Genomic DNA, 26,393 nt, shown 5'->3' with positions numbered 1-26,393 from the left:
ATGGACAATGCTGATGCTGGAGCAGGTGCAACATTGATATTTCCTGCGGTAGACCAGTCTGCGCTGGATTACCTCACTGCTGCACAGCATCGCGGAGAAAAAACTATTTGTGCGGCTTCCGTCAAAAGTGACCTGATTGCCAGTAATGGGGCCGATTTATTGCATTTGCCGTCTATCTATGCGGAAGATTTCATCGATTGCTTCATGGCTCTGGTTCAGTCGCGCCCTGTTCGCCGCTTGTACAGCCCGGTTTCCAGTGTTTATGATTTCATGCAGCGTTTTATCAATACCCACCGACTGAATATAGAAATGGTCGGGCAATCGCCAATACGCCAACAGGTTCAGCAACACAGGCAATTGATGGGACGTGCCAGTCGTTTATTGTCCTTTGTTGGTTTATGCGCAGCAGGGCTACCACATCTTTCCTTGATTGAAGTTGCCGGTGTATTGAGGCAGGTATCCCTGATCTATGGTGAATCCAACGACGATAAACTTGCCGCCATCATGGGTATTGCGCCAACGGTAGTGGCCGGGGATGTCATAGAAATCGGTTCTCTGATGGGACGATCTGCATTCGTATTGTCGTATCTTGCGATGAAATACAACATAGGGCCACTGCTGACGGTAGATCCCTGGGGGCGTGACCAGGCTATCCAAACTGATTCTACCCAATCATTTCAGGCACTGGTTGATGACTGGGATTTCAGCGTCCTGAGTGAAGGTTTTTATGTGAACATGGTGCCATTTAACCGGGGGCAGCACGCACATTTGCAATTGCCTTCGATTGATGGATTTAAAGAATACGCCAAGCAGCACAGTTTTTCATCGCCATCTGCTGAGCCAGTGAATTTCTCAGGACGCATATCATTAATCCATATTGATGGAAATCATGATTTTGCTCGCGTGCAGGAAGACTGCGTACATTGGCTGACTTTATTGACGCCGGGCGCCTGGCTGATTCTGGATGATTATATCTGGGCGCATGGAGATGGACCCTATCGCATCGGCAATCAGTTGCTGATCGATAGGGCGGAAGATATTGCACTATCATTCGTATGTGGCAAGGCACTGTTCATACAATTCAATAATTCAGTTGATGCGAAATGAGTAGTTTCAGACAAAGTTAACCGTATAGATATGTCCATAGAAAAAATATTCGCAGAAGTTTTTGGTTTGCCGGAATCCACTATTGTCGATTCTTTGGTGCTGACAGAAATCGCCAGTTGGGATTCGCTTGCCCACATGATATTGATAACGCGCCTGGAAGATAATTACGCGATTCAGTTGACTGGTGACCAGATCGCTGACATGCGATCTGTCGCCGACGCCCGCAAGGCGCTTGTTGCACAGGGCGCAACAATATGAATATCAGTGGCGCCAATATTCTTGTTACAGGTGGCGGGCGTGGAATTGGCCAGCATCTGGTCAATCAGCTTCATCAGGCCGGGGCCAGATTATGTGTACTTGAATATGATGCGCCACTGTGTGAAGAACTAAACCAGCTTGCACCAGACAGCATCCAGGCCCTGCAATGCGATGTCTCAGATGCAGACGCAGTCGACCGCGCTGTGCAGCAAATTGTTGAATCAGGTTTTTATATCGACGTGCTGATTAATAATGCCGGCATTATCCATAGCGAACCTCTGGTGAATATGCTTTCGCGAGCAGAGCGTGTACATTCCAGGGATAACTGGCGAAAAGTCATGTCAGCGGATTTGGATTCCGTTTTTTTTGTTACCAGTCGTGTTGTGGATCATATGCTGGCAAAGCGAAAAAAAGGAATAGTCATTTCCATCAGTTCCATTGCTGCCAATGGCAATGCCGGGCAATCGGCCTATTCCGCAGCCAAGGCGGGCGTGAATGCGCTCACCCATACGTGGGCAAAGGAACTGGGTCCCATGGGTTTGCGATTTATTGCGGTTGCGCCAGGCTTTATTGATACACCATCGACCCGTGCAGCATTAAGCGAGACTATCCTGCTGAAGTTACAACAGCAAGTACCCTTGCGCAGGCTTGGAGAAATGGGTGCAGTTTTCCAAGCTGTGCGCTATGCCATAGAAAATGATTACCTGACAGGCAGCGTTCTCGAAGTGGATGGCGGCCTGGTACTTTAGTTTGCCCATGGTTTGCATATGACCTATAACTCAAATTTGCCTCTGGTTTTTGAACAGATCGCCCAGCGCTTTGCAGACCGGGTTGCGCTTAGCTATCCTGAAACCGATGTGCAGGTTCGCTATGATGAGTTGTACAGGATGGCGGATAGTATTTGTCGTTCGCTCTACGCGAGAGGTTTGCGCCAAGGGCAGGTCCTTGCTCTGTTTAATGATAAGTCACCGGCAGCATTCGCCTGCATGCTGGCTTGTTTGAAGCTTGGGCTCATCTATACCAACCTGGACCCCGCCAGCCCGTGGGAAAGATTGCGTAAAATGTTAAGTACATGCCAGCCCGCGCTGGTGGTGAATAGTTTTTCTGATCTGTCATTTACAGTAAATCAATTTGATCATGCACAGGTTGAGGTGGTAACTCTCGATAGCCTTGTTTCTAGCCGCCATGAAGTCAGCTTACCTGACTGCACGGCGATTTCCGGGAGCACGCCTGCTTATATCATGTTCACATCAGGATCAACTGGCTCACCTAAGGGGGCGGTCATGTCCCATGCCAACCTCTTGTGGTTCATACAATGGGCGCAGGACAGGTTTCAGGTAAGCGCGCAAGACGTGTTCACCAACGTCAACCCCAGTTACTTTGACAATTCCGTATTTGATTTTTATGTGTCGCTATTTTCCGGTGCAAGCTTGGTCCCGTTCACAGTCAAACAGGTACATGATACGCGTTCCCTGGTTCGCCTGATCGCTAAGGCGGGGTGTACAGTCTGGTTTTCTGTGCCGTCCATGCTGGTTTATTTGCTGACGACACGTGCCTTGACTAAAAATGATTTTCCACAAATACGAAAAATCATTTTTGGCGGCGAGGGTTTTCCAAAAACCAAACTGCGTCAGTTGTTTGAATTATTTGCTGACCGTGCAGATCTGGAAAATGTATATGGTCCGACTGAATGCACGTGCATATGCTCTGCACACCAGATTCGCGCAGCGGATTTTGATGATATGAATAATCTTGCAACCCTGGGCAGGCTGGCTCAAAATTTCGATTATGAAATACTGGCGCTGGATGAAGAGCAATCCGACAAAGGGGAATTGTTCTTGCGAGGGCCACAGGTAGGCCTGGGCTACTATAACGACGTGCCAAGGACGATAAAGGCTTTTGTGCAAAACCCTGCACACGCACGCTATAGTGATATTGGCTACCGGACTGGCGACATCGTCATGCGCGACGCCCTTGGTCGCCTGCATTTTCAAGGCCGGGCTGATTTCCAGATCAAGCATATGGGTTATCGCATCGAGCTGGAAGAAATCGAAGCGGCCATCAATACACTGCCAGAAGTATCTGAGTGCGCAGTCATCTACAAAAAACTTGAAAATGGACTTGGCCAGATCATTGCTTTTGCCGCTGTCAGCGTCGTCAGTCAGCCGGAAGTCTTGTTACAAGGTGTGGCAAACATCGTTCCTGCCTACATGGTGCCCAGAAAATTAATTTTTCTGGATGCATTACCCAAGAATGCGAATGGCAAAATAGATCGTATCAAATTGAACACAACAGAAATAAGAAATTAATGTCAAAAATACTTCAAAATTTACAAGTAAAGATATCGTGTAAACAGTTTTATCATCACGGTTTTATCGTTATGGCTATAACTTTGAAAGAAAATCCATGCACATTTCTGATGTAATGAAGGATTTGCACAGGGTTTGGCCAGACGCGAGTTTCTGGAAGGACCGCCGAGTACTGCTAACCGGGCATACAGGATTTAAAGGTGCTTGGCTGGCATTCTGGCTGACGCGTATGGGGGCTAAGGTAACAGGTCTTGCCTTGCAAGCGCAAACAAGGCCAAATTTATTCGAAATCCTGAGCATTGAAAAACACTTGAGTAGCCATATAGGAGACATTCGCAGTCTGGACGTAATTCAAAATGTAGTGGATATATGTAAGCCGGAAATAGTCTTGCACCTCGCCGCACAGGCGTTGGTCAGAACAAGCTACAAAAATCCATTGAATACTTTTGAAACAAATGTTCTTGGTAGCCTTAATTTGCTGGAAGTTTTGCGAGGTAATAAGAATGTAAAAGTGATCGTGATGGTAACAACGGATAAAGTGTATCGCAATCTGGAACAGCGCGAGCCCTACAGTGAATTCGCCGAATTGGGAGGGCATGATCCATACAGCGCCAGCAAAGCAGCCTCTGAATTATTGATTGCGAGCTACCGGTCGTCTTACTTTAATGAGCAGGGGGTTGCGGTGATTGCTGCAAGGGCTGGTAATGTGATTGGCGGAGGCGATTGGGCGGAAGACCGACTATTGCCTGATGCTGTTCGAGCATGGCAGCGTAAGCAAATTCTACAAATAAGGCGCCCCGATGCGATAAGGCCCTGGCAACACGTACTGGAACCGTTGGCTGCCTATATGTGTCTGGCCCAGCAGGCTTATTTTCACCCCGATATTGACACAGCGTGGAATATCGGGCCTGAAGGCACCGCCACAGTGCGGGAAGTCGTTGAATTAGCCCGTATCAGTTATGGGCAGGGTGATGTCGAATTCGCCGCGAACCTTGCTGGCCCGCATGAAGCGGGTTTGTTAATGCTGGATGTTCGCAAATTAAAAAAAGAACTAGGTATCCAGCCGCGCTGGCAACTCGAAGAAGCCGTGCATCGCAGTTTGGATTGGTATCGTCAATTTGAAGCGGGTACATCGGGCAGTAGCTTGTGCACAGAAGATATAGACGCTTTTCTGTCATAACGTATAGCAGTATTCCTCAGCCCGCTTTTACTACCCGGTTTTTGCCGGATTGCTTGGCTTCATACATAGCCTTGTCGGCACGTTTTATCGTGGCGTCCTGTGGCTCACGTGGATTGCGTAAAGCTACCCCTGCGCTAAAGGTAATAAACAGTCTTTGCTCATTTGCGGTAAAGAAGTGTTTGGTCAATTCTCTCTGTACCCTGATCATGGCCTGGGAAGCTTCTTCCAATTGCGTTTCAGGCATGATAATGACGAATTCTTCACCACCGTAACGGGCTACCACGTCAATTGATCGCAATGTCTGTTTAACGATGCGCACCAGATGTACCAGGGCTTCGTCACCGGCGGCATGCCCATGCGTATCATTGAGTTTTTTGAAATTGTCGAGATCAAGCAAGGCTACGCACAAAGGTGTATTGCGCCTGTCTGCACGATCTGCTTCCCGCTCAAACACGTCATCCATGCCTCGGCGATTCAGGCTGCCGGTCAACTGGTCTTCCCTCACCAGTTCGCTCATATGGGCGAGTTTGTTTTCCAGTTCCTTGATGCGAGCCTCAGCTTCGCTGACTTCTTTTTGTGCCGCAACGATCATGTCGCGTGAGCGCAGGGTTTCGGACTGCACTTCTTTGGTTTCATTCAAAATATCGGCAATCAATGCGCTGACTTCCGACACTTCTTTGGCTGAACTGAGCTGCCTGGAATAGTTGCCCATCTTGTTTTGATAGGCTCCTGTGCTGTCTGCCATTGCATTGAGGCGATCAATAAATGCCGTCATCATGTTTTTGACGGATGTTTTTGATTCGGCAATACTGTTTTTCAGCACACCCTGTTTATAAATCACGTCTTTCAGGCTGCGCGTTGCTTCTTGCAGGGCACGATGATCAATCGGACCTGCGATCAAGTTCTGTACGACTTCGATTTGCCCACGCAGCCAGTTATCGTTATCAAGCAAGTCATGGATATTGGTTAGCAACAAATCGAACAAACGCAGCAATAATTCATGCTGCTCGGCACTGTCACCGCTTTGTAATTCAATCTGAAAACACAGTTGTTTAAGTCTGCTGGCAACGTGATTGAGTTCGGACTCATTATTTGCCACTTTGACAGACTGCCCCAGGCTTTCTGATTCTTCAGCAAGCTGCGGTGTAGGCTTTAATAAAGACGTAAGTGCCAGTGCCAGCGTTCTATATAATAAATCTTTCAGTAGCCGCAGCCGCGGGTCATCGACCGGCCCATCATCAACAAGCGAGATATTTTTTGCCGTAGCTGCCGGGGGGGGCAGGGGATCATCAACCAGGCTGATGTTGTTTGATGGTGCTGCGCTTGGTGGTGTGGTAATGCGGTCCGTCAATTGTGTCAGTGCCCGGCCGTAATCTGTCCAGTTGCCTGATTTGATTGCACGATTAAAGCGTTGTCCGAAGCTGGCGAGATCGCTGGTGGAATTTTGCAGGCTATTGGCAAAGCTGGTCAGTATGTTTTCAGCTTCGGATATTTTTTCAGGTGCTTCGGGATCAACGCCAGGCGGCGGTTCTATGACCCCGGATATTTCGTTGTATAACTTTTGATAAGCATCAGGGGTGGGCGCGATTCTTTGTATCGCCAGTTGCCGGAAGGTCTCGCGCGCAATGTCAGTAGGGCTTTTGAACTGCGAATTATTTGGAGTTTTTGACATATTGCTCTGCCAGTTAACGTTACCAAAGCATTACCAACGGTAGCTTAAGTACCAAAGGTAGTAATAACGATATTGTTATCTAGTCTACAAGTTGATTCTTGATGGCGTAGTGCGTTAACTCAGCATTGTGCCGTAATTTCATCTTCAAAAGAATTCTTGCGCGGTATTCACTGATGGTTTTTACAGAAAGTGACAATTCTTTTGCAATATCACTGACTGATTTTCCGGATGCGATCAAGGTCATGGTCTGGAATTCGCGATCTGAAAGCGTCTTGTGCAACGCATCTTCATGTTCCTGATTCAGATTGTTCGCGAGTTCTTGCGCCAGTTGTGCGCTGATGTATTTCAGGCCACGCGCAACCTGACGTATTGCTTCCAGAATCTGTCCACTGCCGCACTGTTTATTCAAAAAACCTGAAGCACCGGCTTTTAGCGCGCGCACGGCATATTGGTCTTCCCGATGAATTGAAAACATGAGGATGAAAATACCAGGCTTTTCTGATTTGATTTGTTTTAATACTTCGATGCCATTTTTATCTGGCAGCGATATATCCAGCAACATGACCTGAAAATCAAGCTGACGTGCCAGTCGTATGGCATCGAGCCCGGTTTCTGCTTCGGCAACGATGGCGATGTCTGTTGTGGTTGATACAATGCTTTTTATTCCCTCACGAACGACCGCATGATCATCGACGATGAGTACATTTATTGCTGCTTTTTCTGTCATGCAAAATCCATTTCTATTCCATGCGTGGCATTTTTGTTCTGGCAATCCAGGCAGAACTGTCAGCGGTCTGGCATCAATTTTAAGCATATGGCTGGCAATGGCAAGCCTGTGTTTTACTATTCTATAAGGGATGCATCAACTTCGGTGTTACAAAGCAAATTAATTTAACTAACTCCGCTACAATACAGTGATGAGCAAAGCATTTATTAAAGAATCAGATTCGGATGACGACGAGGAATTCGGCGCGCCAGCCATCCCGGTCGGCGTCAAGAATTACATGACGCCAGCAGGGCATCAGCGCATGAAGGCTGAATTCCTGCATTTGATGGACGTCGAAAGACCTGAAGTGGTTAATATCGTCCACTGGGCCGCATCCAATGGGGATCGTTCCGAGAATGGGGATTACATTTACGGCAAGCGTCGCTTGCGCGAAATTGACCGACGCATACGTTTTTTGACCAAACGCCTGGATATTGCCGAGGTATTTGATCCACGTATTCATCACGGTTCGGATCAGATTTTCTTTGGTGCAACGGTCACCTATGAAAACCAGCAGGCTGAAACGGTCACCGTAACCATCGTAGGTGTCGACGAATTTGATCCCCTGCAAGGCAAGATTAGCTGGATTTCACCCGTGGCAAGAGCGCTGATCAAGGCCCGGATAGATGATACGGTCACACTGCGCACGCCAGGCGGGATAGAGGAATTAACTATCCTGGACGTGACCTATCCAGAATAAAAGATTTTTAATTTCCCTCAATTTCAAAAATGTCTCTTGCCTACACCAAACTCAATCATCCTCTCAGGGTGCCACTTGCTGCTGAAGTACACTCAAGACCTTCGCTACGCCTGCGGGCGCCTGAAAAACTGACGCATCTCGCGATCTTTGCAAGAAATGACGCCCATGTAGGTGGTGATATTTTGCTGACGCAGCATGTGATCCTGGGCGATTTTTGCCGGCATTTTGGCGTCGCCAGTCCAGCGGGAGATGCAAAGTATTTTTTTCATGATTTTGGACGGTTTCGTCTGAAGTGGGAATGCCATACCGAATTTGCTACCTATACCTTTGTCGAAAATGCCGCAGAACCGCCCGTCGCATTAGCGCCCGATGCAGATCTGGAGCAAATTTTTGCCGAAGCGCCCATCCGTCATTTGCCGCAGCAATGGCTGTTTGAGCTTCAGGGCAAAGTCATGGTGGCTGCCCACGTGGTTTTGTTGCCTGAGCCACCTGATGTCGATAGTGCCGTTCCTTTCAGGCAGATTTTTGAAGGCAGTGTACTGGTGGGCAGTGAGGTATTGCAGCGCGGTGAAGTCTGGACGGATTTCCTGATACAGGCGGACGGCTTTAGTCGTTTTGTGGTGAGGGACAAAGGCTTTATCGACCAGCAGGCAGGTCGTATCGTCCAGCGCTTGCTGGAAATTGAAACTTACAGAATGATGGCATTGCTGGGTTTGCCGCACGCGCAAAGAGCTTCGCCGATTCTCAATGCCATAGAAAGTGAACTGGTGACGTTGACATCAGCGATGATCATGGCAAGCAATGACAATGCAAATGGCGAATCCAACACGGACGCAGAGCAAAGTTTGCTACGCCAAATTATCGGCCTGGCGACGCGCATTGAAAAACTGTCTTTGGAAAACAGTTATCGCTTTGCCGCTTCCAAGGCATATTTCAAGCTGGTGCAATCGCGTGCTGAAGAAATGCGTGAGTTTCGTATTGAAGGTGTACCCACCATACAGGAATTTATGGACAGGCGCCTTGCGCCTGCCATGAATACCTGTGAAGCCATCGTTCGCAGGCAGGAAACCCTGGCCGAGCGTATCGCCAATACCAATGACCTCTTGCGTACCAGGGTAGGGATCGTGCAGGAGCAGCAGAATCGCAGGATATTGCAGAGCATGAATGCCCGTGCTGCCCAGCAATTGCGGCTGCAGCAGGCGGTCGAAGGGCTGTCCGTTGCAGCGATCAGCTACTACACTGCCGGTTTGATTCAATATGCGCTGAAGGGATTAAAAGCGATGGGTTTGCCGGTCAATCCAGACCTGGTGACCGGGTTGTTATTGCCTGTTATTGCTGGTGCAGTGTGGTGGGGTTTGCGTAAGCTGCATGCGCGTTTGCATTAAGCTGCGCTGAATTGCGCTGAAATGGGTTTCTCAAGGCGCGGGTTATTCTTTACCCGTGCTCTCTGACGATGCGCGTTACACCTGTCAGGTGCTTGATGTTGCGCATGATTTTTGCCAGGTGAGTGCGGTCTTCAATCTGTATGGTGAAGTGGATGTTGGTCATGTCATTGGCATCCCCATCTTCCATATTGACATGGCTGATGTTGGCGTCGGATTCGCCAATCTCTGCGGCAATACGCGCCAGGGCGCCACGTTCATTGCCTACCGTGACAGCGATGCGGCAGTCGAAGCGGCGGTTCAGGTCTTCACCCCAGTTCACGTCAATCCAGCGGTCTGGTTCCTTGATATGCAGGCGTTTCGCATGCTCGCAATCATCAGTATGTACGACTAGGCCCTGATCTCGTTTTAACTGACCAACGATGCCATCGCCAGGAATAGGCAGACAGCAAGCCGCCAGTTGCACAGACAGGCCTTCGCTGCCATAAATGATGACAGGGTCGCGCTTGTTCGAAATCTTGTCGCCAAAATGCTGGAAAGGAATGGAAGGAGAATCATCTTCCACCAAATCCAGGATATGCCTGGCTACCAGTGCAGCCATGCGCTTGCCTATGCCAATGTCGGTATGAATTTCATCAAGGGATTTGGCGCTGGATTCGTTGAGCAGTTTGTCGACCAGAGACTGTGGCAGGTCGGGATTCAGGCTGACTGAAACCAGTGCCTGTGCCAGCAACTGCTTGCCCAGTTCTGTCGATTCATTCAGGTTGATCGTGCGTAGGTAATGTCGTATCGCTGAACGCGCCTTGCCGGTGCGTACATAGGTCAGCCAATTCGGTGTCGGGCGTGAATTGGGTGAAGTGATGATTTCAACGATATCGCCATTCTTCAATTCTGAACGCAACGGTACTGGTTCATGATTGATGCGTGTGGCAATCGCCTGGTCACCAATATCGGTATGAATGGTATAGGCGAAATCCAAAGCGGTTGCACCGCGTGGCAGAGCAATAATTTTGGATTTTGGAGTAAAGACGTAAACCGAGTCCGGGAACAGATCGATTTTGACGTGTTCGAGAAACTCTGCGGAATCACCAGTTTGCTTTTGTATGTCCAGCAGCGACTGCAACCAGGCATGCGTGCGTTGCTGCAAGTCAGTCAGGCTGCCTTCTTCATTCTTGTATAGCCAATGTGCTGCGACGCCGGACTCTGCCACATGGTGCATGTCACGGGTGCGTATCTGGAATTCGACTGGTGTGCCATACGGACCAATCAGCGTGGTGTGCAATGACTGGTAACCGTTGGTCTTGGGAATGGCAATATAGTCCTTGAATTTGCCCGGCATGGGCTTGTATAGCGCGTGCAGACTGCCCAGGGCATAATAACTATCACGAAAATCACTGACCACGATGCGAAAGCCATACACATCCAGCACCTGGGAGAAGCTCAGGTGCTTGTCATGCATTTTGCGGTAAATGCCGTACAGGGTTTTTTCGCGCCCATAAACCTCAGCTTTTAAACCAGCTTCTGTGAGCGTGGTCTTAACAGCTTCCATAATCTTGTTGACTACTTCACGGCGGTTGCCGCGTGCTGCCTTGACCGCTTTCGACAGCGTGCGGTAGCGCATCGGGTACAAGTGCGAAAACGCCAGATCCTGCAATTCGCGATAGATGTTGTTCAAGCCAAGACGATGGGCGATAGGCACATATACGTCCATGGTTTCGCGCGAAATGCGGCGTTTTTTTTCCGCCGACATGAAGTCCAGCGTGCGCATATTATGCAAACGATCTGCCAGCTTCACCAGAATGACACGCACATCCCTGGCCATGGCCAGCAGCATTTTGCGGAAATTTTCTGCCTGCGCTTCGATCTGGCTTTGAAATTCTATTTTTTCAAGCTTGGACAGGCCATCTACCAGTGTTGCCACCGGCGCACCGAAGCGTTCGATCAATTCGTCTTTCTTGACATCCTGGTCTTCCATCACATCATGCAGCAGCGCTGCCATGATGGCTTGCACATCAAGTTTCCATTCGGCGCAAATCTCTGCTACTGCAATCGGGTGTGAGATATAAGGCTCACCAGATTTTCGCACCTGTCCAAGATGCATCTCGTCTGAAAAACGATAGGCTTCCTTGACCAGCTTCAATTCGCTGGCAGACATATATTCGCTGATGCGATTGGTCAGTGCGGTAATGGAGGCAACCCCGGTGTTCATGGCAGACGCACGAATACTGTCGATGTCATCTAGCGGGGAGGTGTGCCGGGCAGGGAGGTTGCGGATGGCCGCAAGGGTGACAGGAGCTGCTTCGGCCGGTTTGCTTTCCAGAGATGAATGACTGTCATTAAGGTTCATTCTGTGGGTTCCCGGCCGAATAAAACTGAGGCTTGATGATAGAGCGGGTTACGGCTGTGATGCGGTCGTCTGGCGACTTAAACCGGTACCTTTTTCAACATTTCTATACCAACTTTTCCCTCAGCGATTTCGCGCAAAGCGATAACCGTTGGTTTGTCTTTGGAATCAACCTTTGGTGTATGGCCTTGCAGCAATTGACGGGCGCGATAAGTGGCGCACAAGGTCAACTGGAAGCGGTTAGGGATTTGTTTCAATGCGTCTTCAATGGTAATACGTGCCATGTTTTCTTCCTAAATACTAAAAATACAAATGGGTTCGCGAATTAATTCAGATTGGCATGGATGCCAAGTTGGGCAAACAGCTCGTAATGACGTGTTGCCTGTTGTGCAAATCGGCAGCGTGTTGCTTTCACGATTGCATTCAATTCTGACAAGGCTGTTGCAAAGTCTTGATTAATAATAACATATTCGAACTCTGGAGAGTGGGCCATTTCGCCGCCTGCCGCCAAAATCCGCTTGGTAATTACATTTGGTTCGTCTTGCCCACGCTTTTTCAGGCGCTCTTCTAAAGCCGGAATGGATGGTGGCAAGATGAAAATGCCAACAGCACCAGGGAACTGCTTTCTGACCTGTTGTGCGCCTTGCCAGTCAATTTCCAGCAATACATCGGTGCCTGAGCGCATTTCGTTTTCAATAATGATGCGTGAAGTGCCATAGTAATTACCAAACACTTCTGCCGACTCCAGAAATTCACCCTGGGCTTTGCGTTCCAGAAAATCTTCTGGTGTTGTGAAATGGTATTCCCGGCCATTTTCTTCACCCGGGCGTGGCGGGCGCGTTGTGTAAGAAATCGACAGCTTGATGGACGGTTCTTGCATAAGCAATGCGTTGACCAGCGATGACTTACCTGCGCCAGAGGGGGCTGCGACCACGAAAAGACTGCCGGCAGTCGAGTTATTGGTTTGCATGGCGTTCCTCCAGTAGGTTAGTCAGGGCGTCAAATAAGAATAAAAACGGGCTTGCTTAGACGGCTTACCCAATTCTTATACATTGCCCCGGGAAAATAGTGGCGGGAGTATAAGCAAATGCGCCTGTTTATTCAAGGTTTTGCACTTGTTCGCGCATTTGTTCAATGAATAGCTTCAGCTCCATTGATGCATCAGACAGTTCCTTCGACGCTGCTTTTGAGCCAAGCGTATTGGCTTCGCGGTTCAACTCCTGCATCATGAAATCCAGCCTTTTGCCGACCTGACCCCCTTTTTTGAGTATATGCCTGGTTTCTGTCAGATGTGCGGAAAGCCTTGCCAGTTCTTCTGCAACGTCAACACGTATGCCATAGACGGTCACTTCCTGGCGGATGCGGTCAAGCGCTTCTTCGCGGGTGATGGTCTGGCCTGCATTGGCGCCGGTAGACTGCAATGCCAGCCCCAGGGCTTCTTCCAGCCTGGTTGTGGCTTTTTGCTGGAACTGTTGTACAACCAGAGGCATCAAAGGGGTGATGCGGGTAACGATTTCTTCCATGGCGGTGATGCGGCTGAGCAGCACTTGTTCCAGTGCTGCACCTTCGCGTTCACGGCTGACAAGAAAAGCGTCCAGTGTCTGGCTGATGGTGTTGTTGATCGCTGTTTGTAAAAAATCAGCATTGATTTCACCCTCTTCTATCACGCCGGGCCAGCGCAAAATTTCATTCGTGCTCAGCGGTGAAGCATCAGGGAACTGTTGTTTCAAGCTCGCCTGAAAGGCTGACAACTGATTCAACAAGCTTGTGTTGAGACTTTTGTTACTGGTTTCTGTGACTTTTTTACCAAAACTGAAACGGCATTCCACTTTGCCACGCGCCAGTTTGCGTGTAATGGCTTCGCGGAACTGCGATTCCACGGAGCGAAACTCATCATTGATCCGGAATTGCAGATCCAGAAAGCGGGAATTCACGCTTTTGATCTCTATGGTAATGGTGCCCGCATCGGTTTCATTGGTGCTGGTGGCATAGCCAGTCATGCTAAAAATACTCAAGGTATGTCCTCTAAAATGGATCAATGTGGGTTGGATTGGCAAAATTGCGCATTAGACACTAGGATATTCTTTACAAATACCGCAATAATCAACACAATCCGTTTTGTATAGTGAATTGGATGATTGATGGCCGCACAAAATAACGCACCTCTACCAGATGGACTGGAAATTGCCGGATACCGCATTGTAAAGAAAATTGCGTCCGGTGGCTTTAGTATTGTATATCTGGCTTCTGATGAAGATGGCAACGCTGTTGCGATCAAAGAATATTTGCCCAGTTCCCTGGCTTTGCGTCAGCAGGGTGAACTGGTGCCTGCCATTTCGAATGAAAACCTGCCGATTTATCGGATAGGCTTGAAGTGCTTCTTTGAAGAAGGTCGGGCGCTGGCACGGATTTCTCATCCCAACGTGGTGAGCGTTATTAATTTCTTCAGGGCCAATGAAACCGTGTATATGGTCATGGCTTACGAATCAGGTCGTTCGCTGCAAGAGCATATTTTGAGGCGTCGCGACAAGGGTGAGAAGCCGCTGGTGTCTGAGCGTTTTATCCGCCGTATGTTCAACCAGGTCATGAACGGCCTGCGCGAAGTGCATACCAATAAGTTGCTGCATCTGGATTTGAAACCGGCGAATATCTATCTGCGCCTTGATGGTACCCCCATTTTGCTGGATTTTGGTGCCGCCCGTCAGACCCTGAAAACGGATATTCCCAAGCTCTACCCGATGTATACGCCGGGTTTTGCCGCGCCAGAGTTGTATCAGAAAAATGGTAACCTAGGCCCCTGGACAGATATTTACAGTATCGGCGCCTCCATTTTTGCCTGCATGGTGGGCGCACCGCCGCAACCGTCGGATCAACGCAAGACCAGTGATAAGATGGAAGGCCATTACCGCAAACTGGAAGGCCTGTATTCTACCGAGTTGATTGAAGTGGTGCGCTGGTGCCTGCAACTGGATTCGCTGGAAAGGCCGCAAAGTGTATTTGCCTTGCAAAAAGCGCTGGCTATACAGGCGCAGCCACAAAGAGAATTGACTTTCATGGAAAAAATGACATTGAAAGTAACAACACTTATTGGCGGTAAAAGGAAAAAAGTGGAAAGTGACCACACTACGATACAAGAAAGTACCTTGAATTGAATTTCAATATGTACGCGGATCAGCCAGAAATATACAAAATCCTGGCAAATCTGACGTGCGTAAAAGTAGCCCCTATTAACAGAATAATTTAGTCTTTTTATATCTCATGCGTTTTTCCGTTTATCAAGAGAGTCATATTGGTGGCCGCAAGGTCAACCAGGATCGAATGGGGTATAGCTTTACCCGCGATTCGATTTTGCTTTTGCTGGCGGACGGCATGGGTGGTCATATCATGGGTGAAATGGCTGCAGCCATTGCCATGCAAACCATAGGTAATCTGTTCCAGCAACAGGCTCACCCCATGATAGGGCGGCCTGAACGCTTCATGGAAGACAGTTTTCTGGCTGCCCATCAAGAGATACATCGTTACCGCGCCATCAATAATTTACCAGAAACACCACGTACAACCATTGTTGCCTGTCTGATACAAAATGGTTATGCCTATTGGGCGCACTGTGGTGATTCCCGCCTGTACTGGATACGGCAAGGGCAGATATTGCTGCGCACCAAAGACCACTCACGTCTTGAAACCCTGATCGCCCAAGGCAAGGTTGATCCGGCAGAACGACATACGCATCCTGACCGCAACAAATTGTTCAACTGTCTGGGTGCGCCAAATGCACCTATCGTTGAATTGTCGCGCCGTGCTGTTTTGCAGCCGGGCGATTTGCTTTTGCTGTGTTCAGACGGGCTATGGTCGGTATTGCCAGACCACATGCTGGCACAGCGCCTGCATGACCACACCATTGTGCGTGCCGTACCTGAGTTGATACGTTCGGCTGTCGATATCGCTGGCAAGCAAAGTGATAATGTCACAGCCCTGGCGATGATGTGGGAAGGCGATGACCGTATGGATAATTCCACCATCATATCCACCAACACCTTGCCTATCGGCTCTGTCACGACGACCATACAGGCGCCAGTTGATGCCGAGTTGGAAAGCACGGACAACGACGTCTTTAACGACGCAGAAATTGAAAAAGCGATTGCTGAAATACGCAATGCAATTCATAAATCATCACGCATCACTTCCAAGAATTAATTCATCATGTCAAACACATTTCGCCCTAGCGGGCGTGCACCGGGCGCTCTGCGCCCGGTAGTTATCAGCCGTCATTTCACCAAACATGCCGAGGGTTCTGTTTTAATTGAATTTGGTGACACCAGGGTCATTTGCACTGCGAGTATTGAAGACAAGGTACCCGGCTTTTTAAAAGGCAAAGGGCAGGGCTGGATGACAGCTGAATATGGCATGTTGCCACGCTCTACCCACACCCGCATGGACAGGGAAGCTGCCAAAGGCAAACAATCTGGACGCACACAAGAAATTCAGCGCCTGATCGGACGTTCGCTGCGTTCTGCCTTTGATCTTGAAGCATTTGGCGAGCGTACGTTGCATATCGATTGCGACGTGATCCAGGCCGACGGTGGTACCCGCACCGCATCTATTTCTGGTGCGATGGTTGCTGCCTACGATGCTTTCGCCAAACTGGTTGAAAAGCAAGTTATTCCCCGTGTGCCGGTAAAGCATTTCGTCGCGGCGATTTCTGTCGGCGTGTATCAGGGCCAGCCGGTGCTGGATCTGGATTATCCTGAAGATTCAGCTTGCGATACCGACATGAACGTGGTGATGACCGAGCATGGCCATTTTGTTGAAATTCAGGGCACGGCAGAAGGCGAAGCATTTGATCGTGTGAAAATGAATGCCATGCTGGATCTGGCACAAGAAGGTATCAATGACTTGATCGCATTGCAAAAGCAGGTATTGGGTTTGCAAGAAAATTGAGAGGCCTTCAATGAACAAAAAAATAGTATTGGCCTCGAACAACCAGGGAAAGCTGAAAGAGTTTTATCAAATACTCGCCCCCCTGGGTATCGAACTTTGCTCGCAATCAGAATTTCAGGTGCCTGAGGCGGACGAGCCTTATCCCAGTTTTATTGAAAATGCGTTGACCAAAGCCAGGCACGCCTCGCGTTTGACGGGGTTGCCTGCGTTGGCTGACGATTCCGGTATTTGTGTCAATGCCCTCAACGGTGCACCTGGCGTGGTTTCGGCCAGATATGCTGGTGAACCCAAGTCTGATTTGCGCAACAATCAAAAGCTTATTGCAGATATGGCTGGCATAGCCGACAAGTCCGCGTTTTATTATTGTGTACTGGTATTTGTGCGTTCCGAATCTGATCCGCAGCCAGTGATCGCCGATGGGGTATGGGCTGGTGAGCTTATTGCAGAAGCCAGGGGTGATAATGGTTTTGGCTATGACCCTTACTTTTTCTTGCCAGCTTTAAACAGAACAGTGGCAGAACTGTCTGCCGAACAGAAAAACCAATTATCGCATCGTGGACAGGCGCTACGTGCCCTGGTTGAAAAACTCAGATGATACCGATCAAGCCAATTTTTACGGCAAAAGCAGTCGAAAAAAACAAGCCAGATTTATCGCAGTTGCCACAGAATGTGGCGACGCAATATCTGGCGCCTGGCAACTTGAATCTGAGCCAGTTGCCACCGCTGTCTTTGTATATCCATTTTCCCTGGTGTGTGAAAAAATGCCCTTATTGCGACTTTAACTCACATGAAGTGCGAAACGGTTTTGATGAAACCGCTTATCTGGATGCCTTGCGTGCTGACCTCGAAGCCGCATTGCCGCTCATTTGGGGGCGCAAGATATATACGATCTTTATCGGTGGCGGCACACCCAGCCTGATGTCAGCTGCCGGGTTGGACAGGCTGTTATCGGACGTACGTACCTTGCTGCCATTGGATGGCGCTGCTGAAATCACCATGGAAGCCAATCCGGGTACTTTCGAAGCAGAAAAATTTCGTTCTTATCGCCAGAGTGGCATTAATCGCCTGTCGATCGGTATACAGAGTTTCAACTCCCGGCATTTGGCAGCGCTAGGCCGTATTCATAATGGTGACGAGGCACGCCGTGCCATAGAAATTGCCCAGGCAAACTTTGATAATTTCAACCTTGACCTGATGTTTGCCTTGCCAGGCCAGACTATGGAAGAAGTGCAGCTTGATGTCGAAACTGCCATCTCGTTTGCACCGCCGCATTTATCGCTATATCACCTGACACTGGAACCCAATACTTATTTTGCGAAATTTCCACCAGCAATTCCTGATGACGATTTAAGCGCAGAAATGCAAGAGCTCATCCATACCCGCATGGCTGCGGCTGGTTATGGCAACTACGAAGTGTCGGCCTATGCACAGCCAAAACGCGCATCACGCCATAATCTGAATTACTGGAACTTTGGTGATTACCTTGGTATCGGGGCTGGCGCGCATTCCAAGATATCTTTTCCGCACCGGGTTATCCGTCAGGCGCGCTACAAGCAGCCTAAAGCCTATATGGACGCCACTGCCAGTGGCAATTCGGTACAGGAATCGTTTGAGATTCAACCGGACGAAATGGGCTTTGAATTCATGCTCAATGCCTTGCGTCTGCAAGATGGCTTCGGCGTCAATCTGTTTCAGGAGCGCACAGGCATGCTGTTGAACAGCATAGAAACAGAATTGCTGGCGGCGGAAAAAAAGGGTCTGCTGTATCGCGACCATCAAACCATTTCTGCAACACCGCTGGGCAAGCTTTTTCTGAACGATTTGCAGCAAATCTTCTTGAAAAGTGCTTAATTTTCAATTGCCATATGTACATCTGCGCAATGCAGTGTAAGCTATCTTGCAACACACAGATAAAGCGGCAAAATGGCATGCCATTTGTTAAATTGCGCACCAATCCAGAAAATCATTTAATTTTTGCCAGAATTGTTAAGTTTTGATCGGTTTACTGTCGATAATTCTCACAATAGCTCATGTATTGCTTTAATTTGTGTTGCAATTGGTTAATTCTCAAATTAATATCTTTACCAATTTTTGTAACAATTGAAGTACTTCTCTTATGGCTCAAACGCGAGAAATTGGCACATTTTTGCCGGTGATGAATAGCAAGCAACAATTGCTTGCTTTGCAAGCTGATTTTGGCGACTTGCCTTTCAGCGAAGTATTATCAATTGCGCAGTTCTTGAATGAATCTGAATTTTTTTCCCGTGTCAGTGGCGTCTCTTTATTAATCAAGACAGCTGATATCGCACAAGTCCCCACCGACATCGATACGCGTTTGCCTGTAGCACGCCTGGTACTTTGCATGCCTGAAACGCAATGCGTGGACAAAGAGGCACAAATACGTCTTAAACATTTCAACTCGCTTGGTATACGGCTGCTGATTGATGATTTCACGGGGGACAATCAGGTCTGGGATGATGTGAAATTAATCGGTGCGCCTTGTACAAAGGAAATTCCAGCGCAGCTCAAACCCTGGTTGATACGACTGCATGGCGGCACGCATCTCGCGCAAAACCTGCCCCACGCAGCCATGCTTGATCAGGCCCATGAAGCTGGTTTCAAATGGTTTTCTGGTGACTATGCGTTTTATCCGCCCGTCAGCAACAAAGCCGCAGATGCGACTGCACGCACACGCTTGTTGAAATTATTGGGCCTGGTGGCGCGGGACGCAGAATCACGCGAACTGGAAGAGTTGTTCAAGCAAGACACGACCTTATCCTTCATGTTGTTCAAGCTGGTCAGTTCTGCCGCCTTTGCGCAGACTGTGCGTGTTTCCAGCTTTGGCCAGGCGATCAATTTACTGGGGCGACGGCAATTGCAGCGATGGTTACAATTATTGCTGTATGCACGTCAGCAGGATCATGGCGGTGGCCTTAATCCACTCATGCCGCGCGCAGCGTTCCGAGCCAGCCTGATGGAAGCCATCTGTCAAAAGCAGGGCGGTAATAAAGACCAGCTTGATTGCGCCTTCATGGTCGGCATGTTTTCTTTGTTGGACAAATTGTTCGGCAACTCCCTGGCAGAAGTCTTGCAGCCACTGAATTTACATACCGATGTGCTCAATGCCTTGCTGCACAAATCGGGGCAATTGGGTAAAAGCCTGGATCTGGTAGAAAGAGCAGATCGTCCCTATGCAAATTTTGATCAAAGCTTGCCAGATCAATTAGGCTTGGCCGCAGATGATTATTATGAGTGCATCATATCCGCCTATGCCTGGGTTAATCAGGTTTGCCAGGATATGTAAATATGCAAATGCCTGCAATCGACGATCTGGAAATTGGTGTGAGCTTGAGTGAAGCCGTCCTTTGTCTTCAGGGTGAAGAGCTGGATGCCACGTTAAATCGTATTGTCAGAGAAGTTTTTCGTGATGCCAATGCCGCATTCATGCGCGGCAAATTTAAAGCCGGTGATCAGGATGAGGTCATCTATAGTGTGGCGTCGCCTGAAACTTATTATGTCTTGTCCGGTAAAAAAGGGCATATCAACGAAGCCGATATCCATAAATTGAATTTGCTGGCCAGCCTGACTGCCAGGTTATTTTCTACCCGTGCAAAGTTCGACCAGGGCTTCAAGGAATCTGCACTGGCGCAACTGCAACAAACACAGATACTTGATCAGATCCATGAATCCGTCATCACCATGGACCTGGCAGGTTTTATCATCAGCTGGAACCGTGGTGCTGAACGCCTGTTCGGGTATGACTCGCAAGAAGTCATCGGCAAAAATATCCTGTTTTTGTATGACGATGAAGACATCAACGGCCTGCGCCTGTATGACAGCTTTCTTGAGCATGGCGGGCGAGAGATGGAAGTGCAACGCAAGAAAAAATCAGGTGAAGTTTTCTGGGCCAGCCTGAGCCTTTCGCCTTTATGCGATGCGCAAGGCCTGCCCATTGGCATCATCGGTTATCTCAGTGATATTACCGCCCGTAAAAAAGCAGAAGAAAAAATCAATCACCTGGCGTATTACGATGCGCTCACCAATTTGCCCAATCGTAGTCTGTTCAAGCAACTGGTCGACAAAGCTTTGCTGCAATCTCAGCGCAACAATACCAGCGCGGCCATCATTTTTATTGATCTGAACCGCTTTAAGCCGATCAATGACACCCTGGGGCATGAAATAGGCAATGAATTATTGCGCCAGGTCGCCAGTCGCTACCTGCTGACCCTGCGCGAAAACGACATCGTTGCGCGTCTTGGCAGTGACGAATTTGCGATTGCCCTCATCGATATCAACCAGCATTTTCACGCCAGTCTCGTCGTACAGAAGTTATTGCATGCGATGGATGATGCCTTCATCGTCGCAGGGCATGAATTGCGGGTAGGGGCCAGCATAGGCATCAGCGTGTTCCCGCAAGATGGCAGCGAGGCCGATAGCCTGCTGCAAAAAGCCGATATCGCCATGTACAAAGCCAAGCGCAGCGCCGGCAATGTATCGGGCAGCTTCGTCTTCTATAGCGACAGCATGAACCAGAGTATCGCCGGTCGCTTGTATCTGGAATCTGGCATGCGCAGGGCTTTGGAAAATCAGGAGTTTTTCCTGGCCTATCAGCCCAAGGTTGATATACGAAGCGGCAGAATCATCGGCGCAGAAGCCTTGCTGCGCTGGCTGCATCCGGAAAGAGGTCTGATTTCGCCGGTAGAATTTATTCCCATTGCCGAAGAAACCGGCCTTATTCTGCAAATTGATGAATGGGTGCTGGAAACCGCCTGCGCACAGGCCAGGCAGTGGCAAGACAGCGGCATACCGGCATTTCGCATTGCCGTGAATGTATCTGCCAGGGAATTCACCACCAGCCTGCCAGTGCGCGTCAAAGAAGCGCTGGAGCGTTATCAGATATCACCCAAATGGCTGGAACTGGAAATCACCGAAAGCATGCTCATGCACAGTACGGAAAGCGTGATCGCCATCATGGAACAGATTACTGCACAAGACGTGGTGCTGGCCCTGGACGATTTCGGCACCGGTTATTCCAGTCTGTCGTATCTGAAACGTTTTCCGATTGATACACTGAAGATTGACCGGTCATTCATACAAAGCATACCTGCCGACCAAAATGACTGCGCCATCGCCAGCGCCATCATCGTCATGGCAAAGCAACTCAATCATAAAGTCATCGCAGAAGGGGTAGAAACCGAAGAGCAACTTGCTTTCCTGATCAAGGCAGGCTGCGACGAAGTGCAGGGTTACCTGTATTCCAGACCAGTCAGTCCTGGAGAGTTGCTTAAATTGCTAGATAAAGACTTCCATTCTGGAAATGAGCCTTGCTGAACCGCCTCACACAGGTTATACTGTCGGGCTCGGAAGCTTGGCAGAGCGGTTGAATGCACCAGTCTTGAAAACTGGCGAGGTGTTATAGCCTTCGTGAGTTCGAATCTCACAGCTTCCGCCAGATATATTGATTAAGCCCTTGATTTTCAAGGGCTTTTTCTTTATCTGTACTTCTTAGTATGCCATTCAGTATGCCATTTTGCGCTGGAACAAATTGGATGCTATTGGAATCCAGTTGATTATGTTCCTTTTCTGTTTCTGCCTTCTAATCGCAGACTTAAATGTCGTTGCATGCAGTTATAGCATTTCAGTATTGGTTGCCATGGTTTGTATTGGAACGAGTTCTCGCGGCCATTGCTGTCTTTGACTCAGGTTGGTTTTGAAAGCCAAAGTTCCTATCCAAGACTTGCTTTTCCCACCAGGTTGAAAGTGCATAGTGCTCAGTTGGATAGCTTAGCCACTGATCCTTGGCGTGTTGTTTCTTGGTGTACGCGCTAATGAATTCAGGTCGAAAGCAACTGTACTTATTGGCAGTGTATTCAAAGAGAGAAACAAACTGCTCTGGGTCAACTGGGTAGTTGGGCCAAATTTCATTTAGAGCTCGCGCCATTTCCTTTTTGAGCTCACCCTTCTTTAACTTGCTCAGGAGATGAAAAATCTTATCGTTCTCTTCGACTCGTGGACGTTCCACGGAATTACTTATCGCTAACCCTGCGCATTTGGGCAAGTTAAAGCAAAAGGCTTCTCTGTTTTGCTTTGTTACTAACTTCAAGTGTTCATAGGAATGAAGGTTGCGCATTGCCCGTGGGACATAATCGCCCCGTTCTGCTTGCATCAATTCCTTTAAACTTATCGGAGTCAGGAGCATGATCCAAATGACAAGATAGGTTTCGGTTTCTTTTTCCGATAAAACACCTAGTCGACGGGACTTCAGGTTATCTAGTGGTATTTTATGCAACAGAGCATTGACGAAACGCGCAACATCCTCGTAAGTTTTGAAGCACGGGAGCGAGCTTTTTGCTGATATCGTTTCCTCCACTTTGGCAAGTAATTTTTTGCTGCTTTCTGTTCGCTTTGTCCTATCTATTTTTGCATTGAGTCTTAAGGCTGTCCTTCTGGCAGCACCTTCAGTGATTACAGTCGCCCGGCCTAATTTAATGTCACGGGATTCTCCTTTGACCGTCCTTCTGTAGAGATATTCTGTCACAACGCCATTGATGACCTTTTGATATAAATTGCCCCCCAAGGCTTTTACGGAGGTCCTTGGTGCGATTGGAGGCGGGTTGGTTTCTGCCCTATCAGTCACTTCTGGATTGATCGCCTCGATAGGCTCCGTAGAGTCTTTGGCTATTTCGGTCTTTAAGGACTTCTCGGTTTCCGGTGATTTTTCCAATGCTATTGTCTCTTCGGTATCTTTAGGTGGTTGGGAATGTGAGAAATAGGTCCTTCGGTTTGTGCGGATTTGTACATCGATTTCACGACCGTTACTGGTAACCAGTTTATGTTTTGAGGGCATATAAAATTCAAAAATAAATTGTTTCTGAAGTGCAACGTTAATTAAGAGGCATTTTTCTGGAATGAGAGTGTTGGTAAAATAAAATTACCATTATTCAATTTTTACACAAAATTTACACAAAAAATACTCTGAAAAAGCACATAATTAAAACTAAAGTTACACAATATTTTTATGGAAAATATGCAGGGAATCGGTGGACATATTTCATATACATTCTTATCCGTCAGTAGAGGTAAATGGGGAAGTAAACCCCACCTGGCTCACAAAGATAAACTATATGGCATCTATAAAGATTCAAACTAATAAAAAATATGTTTAGAAATGATACCGCAATTTTTTGTCGTATCTCATTCCTTTTAGAGTCCAGGTTGCAGCTCTGGCGACCTCTTCAACCAAAACAATCCACGTAATCAAGTCCAGCGGTTTAGCCCATGCTCTGGCGATCTTGGCAGCTATTTGATGGAAGGATGGAATTTGCGGGCGAGAAAGGGAGGAAAGGGTATTAACTGTTAAGGGTTCAAATTGAACATCAGGAAAAAATATTTAACTACTCCATCATGTGCAGTGCGCACCGGCAATCTGCATAACTTAATCCTGGAGCCATCAGTCATGCCAACCCGAATCCAACCACGCAGTAAAGTAAGTGTCCCGACGCCATCCCCCAAAGTTATAGCGCCTGCGGGTCCAACCAAAACACGTCGAACTGTGAGCGCCTTGGCGCTGTGCCTGGAGCCACCTTTCACACAAACACCAATCCAACCCCAATTGCTGCGCCGTCAACAAGTCGAAGAGCTGACTGGACTAAAACGCAGCAGCATTTACGCTCGCTTCAATCCCAATTGCAAACAGTACGACCCCGATTTTCCCAAGCCCATTTCCCTGTCCACTGGCGCAAAAGGTGGCGTTGCCTGGATCGCTTCCGAAGTTGTGGCCTGGATAGAGACACGCATCGCCGCAAGCCGTGCCAGCGCATTTGACAATGCCTGAGTGGCTTACCAATTTTCTTTAAAACAGCGTTGACACGAGTAAAGATGGCGTTACCAATACGGTGTTAAGCCAGGTCAGCTACCGTCCTTTTGGAGAAATGCAATCTTACACTAACAGTGCTGGGCAAGCGCACGTTCGCAATTTTGATTCCTTAGGTCGCGTAGCCAGTTACACCTTAAATAATCAGGTGCAAGCGATTAGTTATGACGTCAATAGCCGCATCACTGGAATTGCAGAGACGGGTAATCCTGCTCGGCAAGCGACTTTCGCCTATGACGACTTAAGTCAGCTTACTAGCTATATCACACCACAAACGACACAGGCTTTTACCTATGGGATGGTGGGTGAGTACATATACAAAGACATCAATGGCGCGAGAACAGTGTATGGCAATAATTCGACCCGACGTTTAGTCCAGGTTGAGTCAACTAACATTGTAAGTGATCCAAATGGGAGCATCACCAATAATGGTGATGCGAAGTTTAGTTACGATGCCAGGGGGCGCATGCTTTCCGTGAATAATAGCGCAGGGGTTGTTCAGTATTTAGTCAATGCACTTGGTCAGCGCGTACAAAAGACAGTGCTTGACAATAGCGCCAATGTTCTTTCGCGTACCACGTTTTACTACGATAAAAATGGCAAGCTCATCAGTGAACGTACTGGAACTTTTGATGTTGACTATATCTACCTGAACGACACCCCTGTCGCGGTATTTAAATAAACGTCCATCATTGGTTTGATTTAGAAATACCACATTATAGAAGTACGCAAAAAAACGAAATGATTATGTATCTATTCAAAACTAAACGCATGGTCACTGCGTGCTTGCTGTCCATATTGACAGCAAGTTTAATGGTATTGCCAGCAATGGTGACAGATGCGCATGCCGCCAGTGCCATACCGGTTGGCTGGATTATCCCAGGTGGAGGCGGCAACACCCCTCAGTTAAATGGTAGTGTTTTTAATGTGTTTTCTGGCGGTAAAGTCACCTTGGGTGACACCGTAAATACACAAGCATTTTGTAATCCGAATTTTTATGACGCACCTCAGCTGAATGTAGAGACGGCTAATTTATTGGGTACAACGCAATGTAAAAACAATAGCAGTACAGTCACCGGTACGGCGGCATTAATCACTGCCAGTGGTACCAGTGTGGCACGTCAGACCTTGCCAGCATTTCTAAGCACGACTAACCCGCTGGACGTTAATTTCGCTAATGGCAGCCAGATACTGGTCAATAATGGAGTGACCAGCAGCCAGATCAACGGCAATGGACAATTAATAGTCACCAGCAGCAGCCCGGCAGCCACAGCTGCCAAAACACAAACCGCTAGCGTTGTCGCCTCTACAGTACCAGGTGGCGGCAACACAGCGCAAACCCTTACTCTAAGCAAACAAGGCAGTACATTGACCTTGCCTGCGGGAGAATACGCCAAAGTTAATTTGCAAGTTAATGGCATCCTGCGCTTCCAGGCAGGTACTGTACCAACCCGCATCAAACAGCTCAATCTCAGCAATTGCAATGGCACCACCATGGAGTTTGAGCCAGGCGACTACTACATAGAGAATGCCGTCTGGCAGCAAGCCTGTCACCTCAAAGTCGGCGCAGCGGCAGCAGGCAACAACAGTACCAGCGTCAACCTGTATTTCAAAAATGCCTTTACCCTCAATAGCGGGCCTACGTGCTGGAACATCAACGGCACCTGCGGTAGCAGCATGACCACTGCTCAGATGCAGACGCAACATCCAGAGCAACTTAAACTCTATCTGTACAGCGGCAATTTTGCGACAGCGCAAGGCGCACAAATTGCAGCTGGCATCTACGTTGATCAAGGCGATATCAAGCTCACCACTGGCAATAACTTCGTCTTCCTCGGCGATATGTTTGCCAGCAACATCAGCA

General features: G+C 48.4%; 24 protein-coding genes and 1 tRNA gene. 18 read left to right on the top strand and 7 right to left on the bottom strand.

All coding sequences use genetic code 11. From position 1 onward, the window contains the following. The 5 genes from ACO0LH_RS25550 (at nt 1) to rfbG (ending at nt 4,854) form a co-directional block, all read left to right on the top strand. Entirely contained in the window at nt 1–1,107 is a 1,107-nt protein-coding gene (locus ACO0LH_RS25550; protein ID WP_422943968.1) for a class I SAM-dependent methyltransferase, read from the top strand. Nucleotides 1,108–1,137: 30 nt separating this feature from the next. Next, complete coding sequence (locus ACO0LH_RS25545) at nt 1,138–1,365, top strand: acyl carrier protein (protein WP_422943967.1); 228 nt, start codon at nt 1,138–1,140, stop codon at nt 1,363–1,365. After that, nucleotides 1,362–2,114: an SDR family NAD(P)-dependent oxidoreductase gene (locus ACO0LH_RS25540; protein ID WP_422943966.1), complete on the top strand. Its 753-nt coding sequence runs from the start codon at nt 1,362–1,364 to the stop codon at nt 2,112–2,114. The genes ACO0LH_RS25545 and ACO0LH_RS25540 overlap by 4 nt, the downstream gene beginning before the upstream one ends. An 18-nt stretch (nt 2,115–2,132) precedes the next feature. Continuing rightward, nucleotides 2,133–3,674 carry an AMP-binding protein gene (locus tag ACO0LH_RS25535; RefSeq protein WP_422943965.1) on the top strand — a complete coding sequence of 514 codons (1,542 nt, stop codon included), beginning with the start codon at nt 2,133–2,135 and terminating at the stop codon, nt 3,672–3,674. Nucleotides 3,675–3,771: 97 nt separating this feature from the next. Continuing rightward, nucleotides 3,772–4,854 carry a CDP-glucose 4,6-dehydratase gene (gene rfbG / locus ACO0LH_RS25530; protein WP_422943964.1) on the top strand — a complete coding sequence of 361 codons (1,083 nt, stop codon included), beginning with the start codon at nt 3,772–3,774 and terminating at the stop codon, nt 4,852–4,854. A gap of 16 nt (nt 4,855–4,870) precedes the next feature. On the opposite strand, the gene ACO0LH_RS25525 is transcribed toward rfbG, so the two are convergent. Continuing rightward, entirely contained in the window at nt 4,871–6,526 is a 1,656-nt protein-coding gene (locus ACO0LH_RS25525; RefSeq protein WP_422943963.1) for a GGDEF domain-containing protein, read from the bottom strand. A 79-nt stretch (nt 6,527–6,605) separates the two neighbouring features. After that, entirely contained in the window at nt 6,606–7,253 is a 648-nt protein-coding gene (locus tag ACO0LH_RS25520; protein ID WP_422943962.1) for a response regulator, read from the bottom strand. Nucleotides 7,254–7,443: 190 nt separating this feature from the next. Between ACO0LH_RS25520 and greB the strand changes: the two genes are divergently transcribed. Both greB and ACO0LH_RS25510 read left to right on the top strand, forming a co-directional pair. Further along, nucleotides 7,444–7,992 carry a transcription elongation factor GreB gene (gene greB / locus ACO0LH_RS25515; RefSeq protein WP_422943961.1) on the top strand — a complete coding sequence of 183 codons (549 nt, stop codon included), beginning with the start codon at nt 7,444–7,446 and terminating at the stop codon, nt 7,990–7,992. 29 nt (nt 7,993–8,021) lie between these two features. Continuing rightward, nucleotides 8,022–9,377: a DUF3422 family protein gene (locus ACO0LH_RS25510; RefSeq protein ID WP_422943960.1), complete on the top strand. Its 1,356-nt coding sequence runs from the start codon at nt 8,022–8,024 to the stop codon at nt 9,375–9,377. A gap of 49 nt (nt 9,378–9,426) precedes the next feature. Here ACO0LH_RS25510 and ACO0LH_RS25505 read toward each other — a convergent pair whose 3' ends face one another. From ACO0LH_RS25505 to ACO0LH_RS25490, 4 genes are all read right to left on the bottom strand, one after another. Further along, complete coding sequence (locus ACO0LH_RS25505) at nt 9,427–11,721, bottom strand: RelA/SpoT family protein (RefSeq protein WP_422943959.1); 2,295 nt, start codon at nt 11,719–11,721, stop codon at nt 9,427–9,429. A 77-nt stretch (nt 11,722–11,798) separates the two neighbouring features. Further along, the gene (gene rpoZ, locus ACO0LH_RS25500; protein WP_110253221.1) at nt 11,799–12,002 is read right to left on the bottom strand and encodes a DNA-directed RNA polymerase subunit omega; all 204 of its coding nucleotides are present in this window, start codon (nt 12,000–12,002) and stop codon (nt 11,799–11,801) included. Nucleotides 12,003–12,043: 41 nt separating this feature from the next. Further along, nucleotides 12,044–12,688, bottom strand: coding sequence for a guanylate kinase (gene gmk, locus ACO0LH_RS25495; RefSeq protein ID WP_422943958.1), 645 nt, complete (start codon nt 12,686–12,688; stop codon nt 12,044–12,046). Nucleotides 12,689–12,815: 127 nt separating this feature from the next. Continuing rightward, the gene (locus ACO0LH_RS25490; protein ID WP_422944087.1) at nt 12,816–13,718 is read right to left on the bottom strand and encodes a YicC/YloC family endoribonuclease; all 903 of its coding nucleotides are present in this window, start codon (nt 13,716–13,718) and stop codon (nt 12,816–12,818) included. A 141-nt stretch (nt 13,719–13,859) separates the two neighbouring features. Here ACO0LH_RS25490 and ACO0LH_RS25485 point away from each other — a divergent pair, with 141 nt between their 5' ends. The 8 genes from ACO0LH_RS25485 (at nt 13,860) to ACO0LH_RS25450 (ending at nt 22,108) form a co-directional block, all read left to right on the top strand. After that, nucleotides 13,860–14,870, top strand: coding sequence for a serine/threonine protein kinase (locus ACO0LH_RS25485; RefSeq protein WP_422943957.1), 1,011 nt, complete (start codon nt 13,860–13,862; stop codon nt 14,868–14,870). Nucleotides 14,871–14,976: 106 nt separating this feature from the next. Beyond that, nucleotides 14,977–15,912: a PP2C family protein-serine/threonine phosphatase gene (locus tag ACO0LH_RS25480; RefSeq protein ID WP_422943956.1), complete on the top strand. Its 936-nt coding sequence runs from the start codon at nt 14,977–14,979 to the stop codon at nt 15,910–15,912. Between the two features lie 6 nt (nt 15,913–15,918). Continuing rightward, complete coding sequence (rph, locus tag ACO0LH_RS25475; RefSeq protein WP_422943955.1) at nt 15,919–16,656, top strand: ribonuclease PH; 738 nt, start codon at nt 15,919–15,921, stop codon at nt 16,654–16,656. Between the two features lie 10 nt (nt 16,657–16,666). Next, nucleotides 16,667–17,251, top strand: a complete 585-nt coding sequence (rdgB, locus tag ACO0LH_RS25470) for an RdgB/HAM1 family non-canonical purine NTP pyrophosphatase (RefSeq protein WP_422943954.1) — start codon at nt 16,667–16,669, stop codon at nt 17,249–17,251. Beyond that, entirely contained in the window at nt 17,248–18,507 is a 1,260-nt protein-coding gene (gene hemW / locus ACO0LH_RS25465) for a radical SAM family heme chaperone HemW (RefSeq protein ID WP_422943953.1), read from the top strand. The genes rdgB and hemW overlap by 4 nt, the downstream gene beginning before the upstream one ends. A 304-nt stretch (nt 18,508–18,811) precedes the next feature. Beyond that, nucleotides 18,812–19,960: an EAL and HDOD domain-containing protein gene (locus ACO0LH_RS25460; RefSeq protein ID WP_422943952.1), complete on the top strand. Its 1,149-nt coding sequence runs from the start codon at nt 18,812–18,814 to the stop codon at nt 19,958–19,960. A gap of 2 nt (nt 19,961–19,962) precedes the next feature. Continuing rightward, a complete protein-coding gene (locus ACO0LH_RS25455; protein ID WP_422943951.1) occupies nt 19,963–21,987 on the top strand; it encodes a putative bifunctional diguanylate cyclase/phosphodiesterase in 2,025 nt (674 codons plus the stop codon). Nucleotides 21,988–22,018: 31 nt separating this feature from the next. Continuing rightward, nucleotides 22,019–22,108, top strand: a tRNA-Ser gene (locus ACO0LH_RS25450). A 186-nt stretch (nt 22,109–22,294) separates the two neighbouring features. Here ACO0LH_RS25450 and ACO0LH_RS25445 read toward each other — a convergent pair. Then, nucleotides 22,295–23,380, bottom strand: a complete 1,086-nt coding sequence (locus ACO0LH_RS25445; protein WP_422943950.1) for a hypothetical protein — start codon at nt 23,378–23,380, stop codon at nt 22,295–22,297. 828 nt (nt 23,381–24,208) lie between these two features. On the opposite strand from ACO0LH_RS25445, the gene ACO0LH_RS25440 reads away from it, so the two are divergent. From ACO0LH_RS25440 to ACO0LH_RS25430, 3 genes are all read left to right on the top strand, one after another. Beyond that, nucleotides 24,209–24,490: a helix-turn-helix transcriptional regulator gene (locus ACO0LH_RS25440; protein ID WP_422943949.1), complete on the top strand. Its 282-nt coding sequence runs from the start codon at nt 24,209–24,211 to the stop codon at nt 24,488–24,490. A 97-nt stretch (nt 24,491–24,587) separates the two neighbouring features. Further along, the gene (locus ACO0LH_RS25435) at nt 24,588–25,211 is read left to right on the top strand and encodes a hypothetical protein (protein ID WP_422943948.1); all 624 of its coding nucleotides are present in this window, start codon (nt 24,588–24,590) and stop codon (nt 25,209–25,211) included. Between the two features lie 89 nt (nt 25,212–25,300). After that, the coding region (locus ACO0LH_RS25430) for a hypothetical protein (RefSeq protein WP_422943947.1) at nt 25,301–26,393 on the top strand (1,093 nt) is incomplete at its 3' end.

Source organism: Undibacterium sp. TJN19, from assembly GCF_049339485.1.
In the GTDB taxonomy this organism is placed as follows: Bacteria; Pseudomonadota; Gammaproteobacteria; order Burkholderiales; family Burkholderiaceae_D; genus Undibacterium.
The sequence above is the reverse complement of the archived record's forward strand: the minus strand, read 5'-3'. Positions and strand labels throughout refer to the sequence as shown.

Bases quoted from the DNA above. Each gene is read 5' to 3' on its own strand.
- ACO0LH_RS25550 (WP_422943968.1), top strand. From the start codon at position 1: ATGGACAATGCTGATGCTGGAGCAGGTGCAACATTGATATTTCCTGCG.
- ACO0LH_RS25545 (WP_422943967.1), top strand. From the start codon at position 1,138: ATGTCCATAGAAAAAATATTCGCAGAAGTTTTTGGTTTGCCGGAATCC.
- ACO0LH_RS25540 (WP_422943966.1), top strand. From the start codon at position 1,362: ATGAATATCAGTGGCGCCAATATTCTTGTTACAGGTGGCGGGCGTGGA.
- ACO0LH_RS25535 (WP_422943965.1), top strand. From the start codon at position 2,133: ATGACCTATAACTCAAATTTGCCTCTGGTTTTTGAACAGATCGCCCAG.
- rfbG (WP_422943964.1), top strand. From the start codon at position 3,772: ATGCACATTTCTGATGTAATGAAGGATTTGCACAGGGTTTGGCCAGAC.
- ACO0LH_RS25525 (WP_422943963.1), bottom strand. From the start codon at position 6,526: ATGTCAAAAACTCCAAATAATTCGCAGTTCAAAAGCCCTACTGACATT.
- ACO0LH_RS25520 (WP_422943962.1), bottom strand. From the start codon at position 7,253: ATGACAGAAAAAGCAGCAATAAATGTACTCATCGTCGATGATCATGCG.
- greB (WP_422943961.1), top strand. From the start codon at position 7,444: ATGAGCAAAGCATTTATTAAAGAATCAGATTCGGATGACGACGAGGAA.
- ACO0LH_RS25510 (WP_422943960.1), top strand. From the start codon at position 8,022: ATGTCTCTTGCCTACACCAAACTCAATCATCCTCTCAGGGTGCCACTT.
- ACO0LH_RS25505 (WP_422943959.1), bottom strand. From the start codon at position 11,721: ATGAACCTTAATGACAGTCATTCATCTCTGGAAAGCAAACCGGCCGAA.
- rpoZ (WP_110253221.1), bottom strand. From the start codon at position 12,002: ATGGCACGTATTACCATTGAAGACGCATTGAAACAAATCCCTAACCGC.
- gmk (WP_422943958.1), bottom strand. From the start codon at position 12,688: ATGCAAACCAATAACTCGACTGCCGGCAGTCTTTTCGTGGTCGCAGCC.
- ACO0LH_RS25490 (WP_422944087.1), bottom strand. From the start codon at position 13,718: ATGACTGGCTATGCCACCAGCACCAATGAAACCGATGCGGGCACCATT.
- ACO0LH_RS25485 (WP_422943957.1), top strand. From the start codon at position 13,860: ATGGCCGCACAAAATAACGCACCTCTACCAGATGGACTGGAAATTGCC.
- ACO0LH_RS25480 (WP_422943956.1), top strand. From the start codon at position 14,977: ATGCGTTTTTCCGTTTATCAAGAGAGTCATATTGGTGGCCGCAAGGTC.
- rph (WP_422943955.1), top strand. From the start codon at position 15,919: ATGTCAAACACATTTCGCCCTAGCGGGCGTGCACCGGGCGCTCTGCGC.
- rdgB (WP_422943954.1), top strand. From the start codon at position 16,667: ATGAACAAAAAAATAGTATTGGCCTCGAACAACCAGGGAAAGCTGAAA.
- hemW (WP_422943953.1), top strand. From the start codon at position 17,248: ATGATACCGATCAAGCCAATTTTTACGGCAAAAGCAGTCGAAAAAAAC.
- ACO0LH_RS25460 (WP_422943952.1), top strand. From the start codon at position 18,812: ATGAATAGCAAGCAACAATTGCTTGCTTTGCAAGCTGATTTTGGCGAC.
- ACO0LH_RS25455 (WP_422943951.1), top strand. From the start codon at position 19,963: ATGCAAATGCCTGCAATCGACGATCTGGAAATTGGTGTGAGCTTGAGT.
- ACO0LH_RS25435 (WP_422943948.1), top strand. From the start codon at position 24,588: ATGCAATCTTACACTAACAGTGCTGGGCAAGCGCACGTTCGCAATTTT.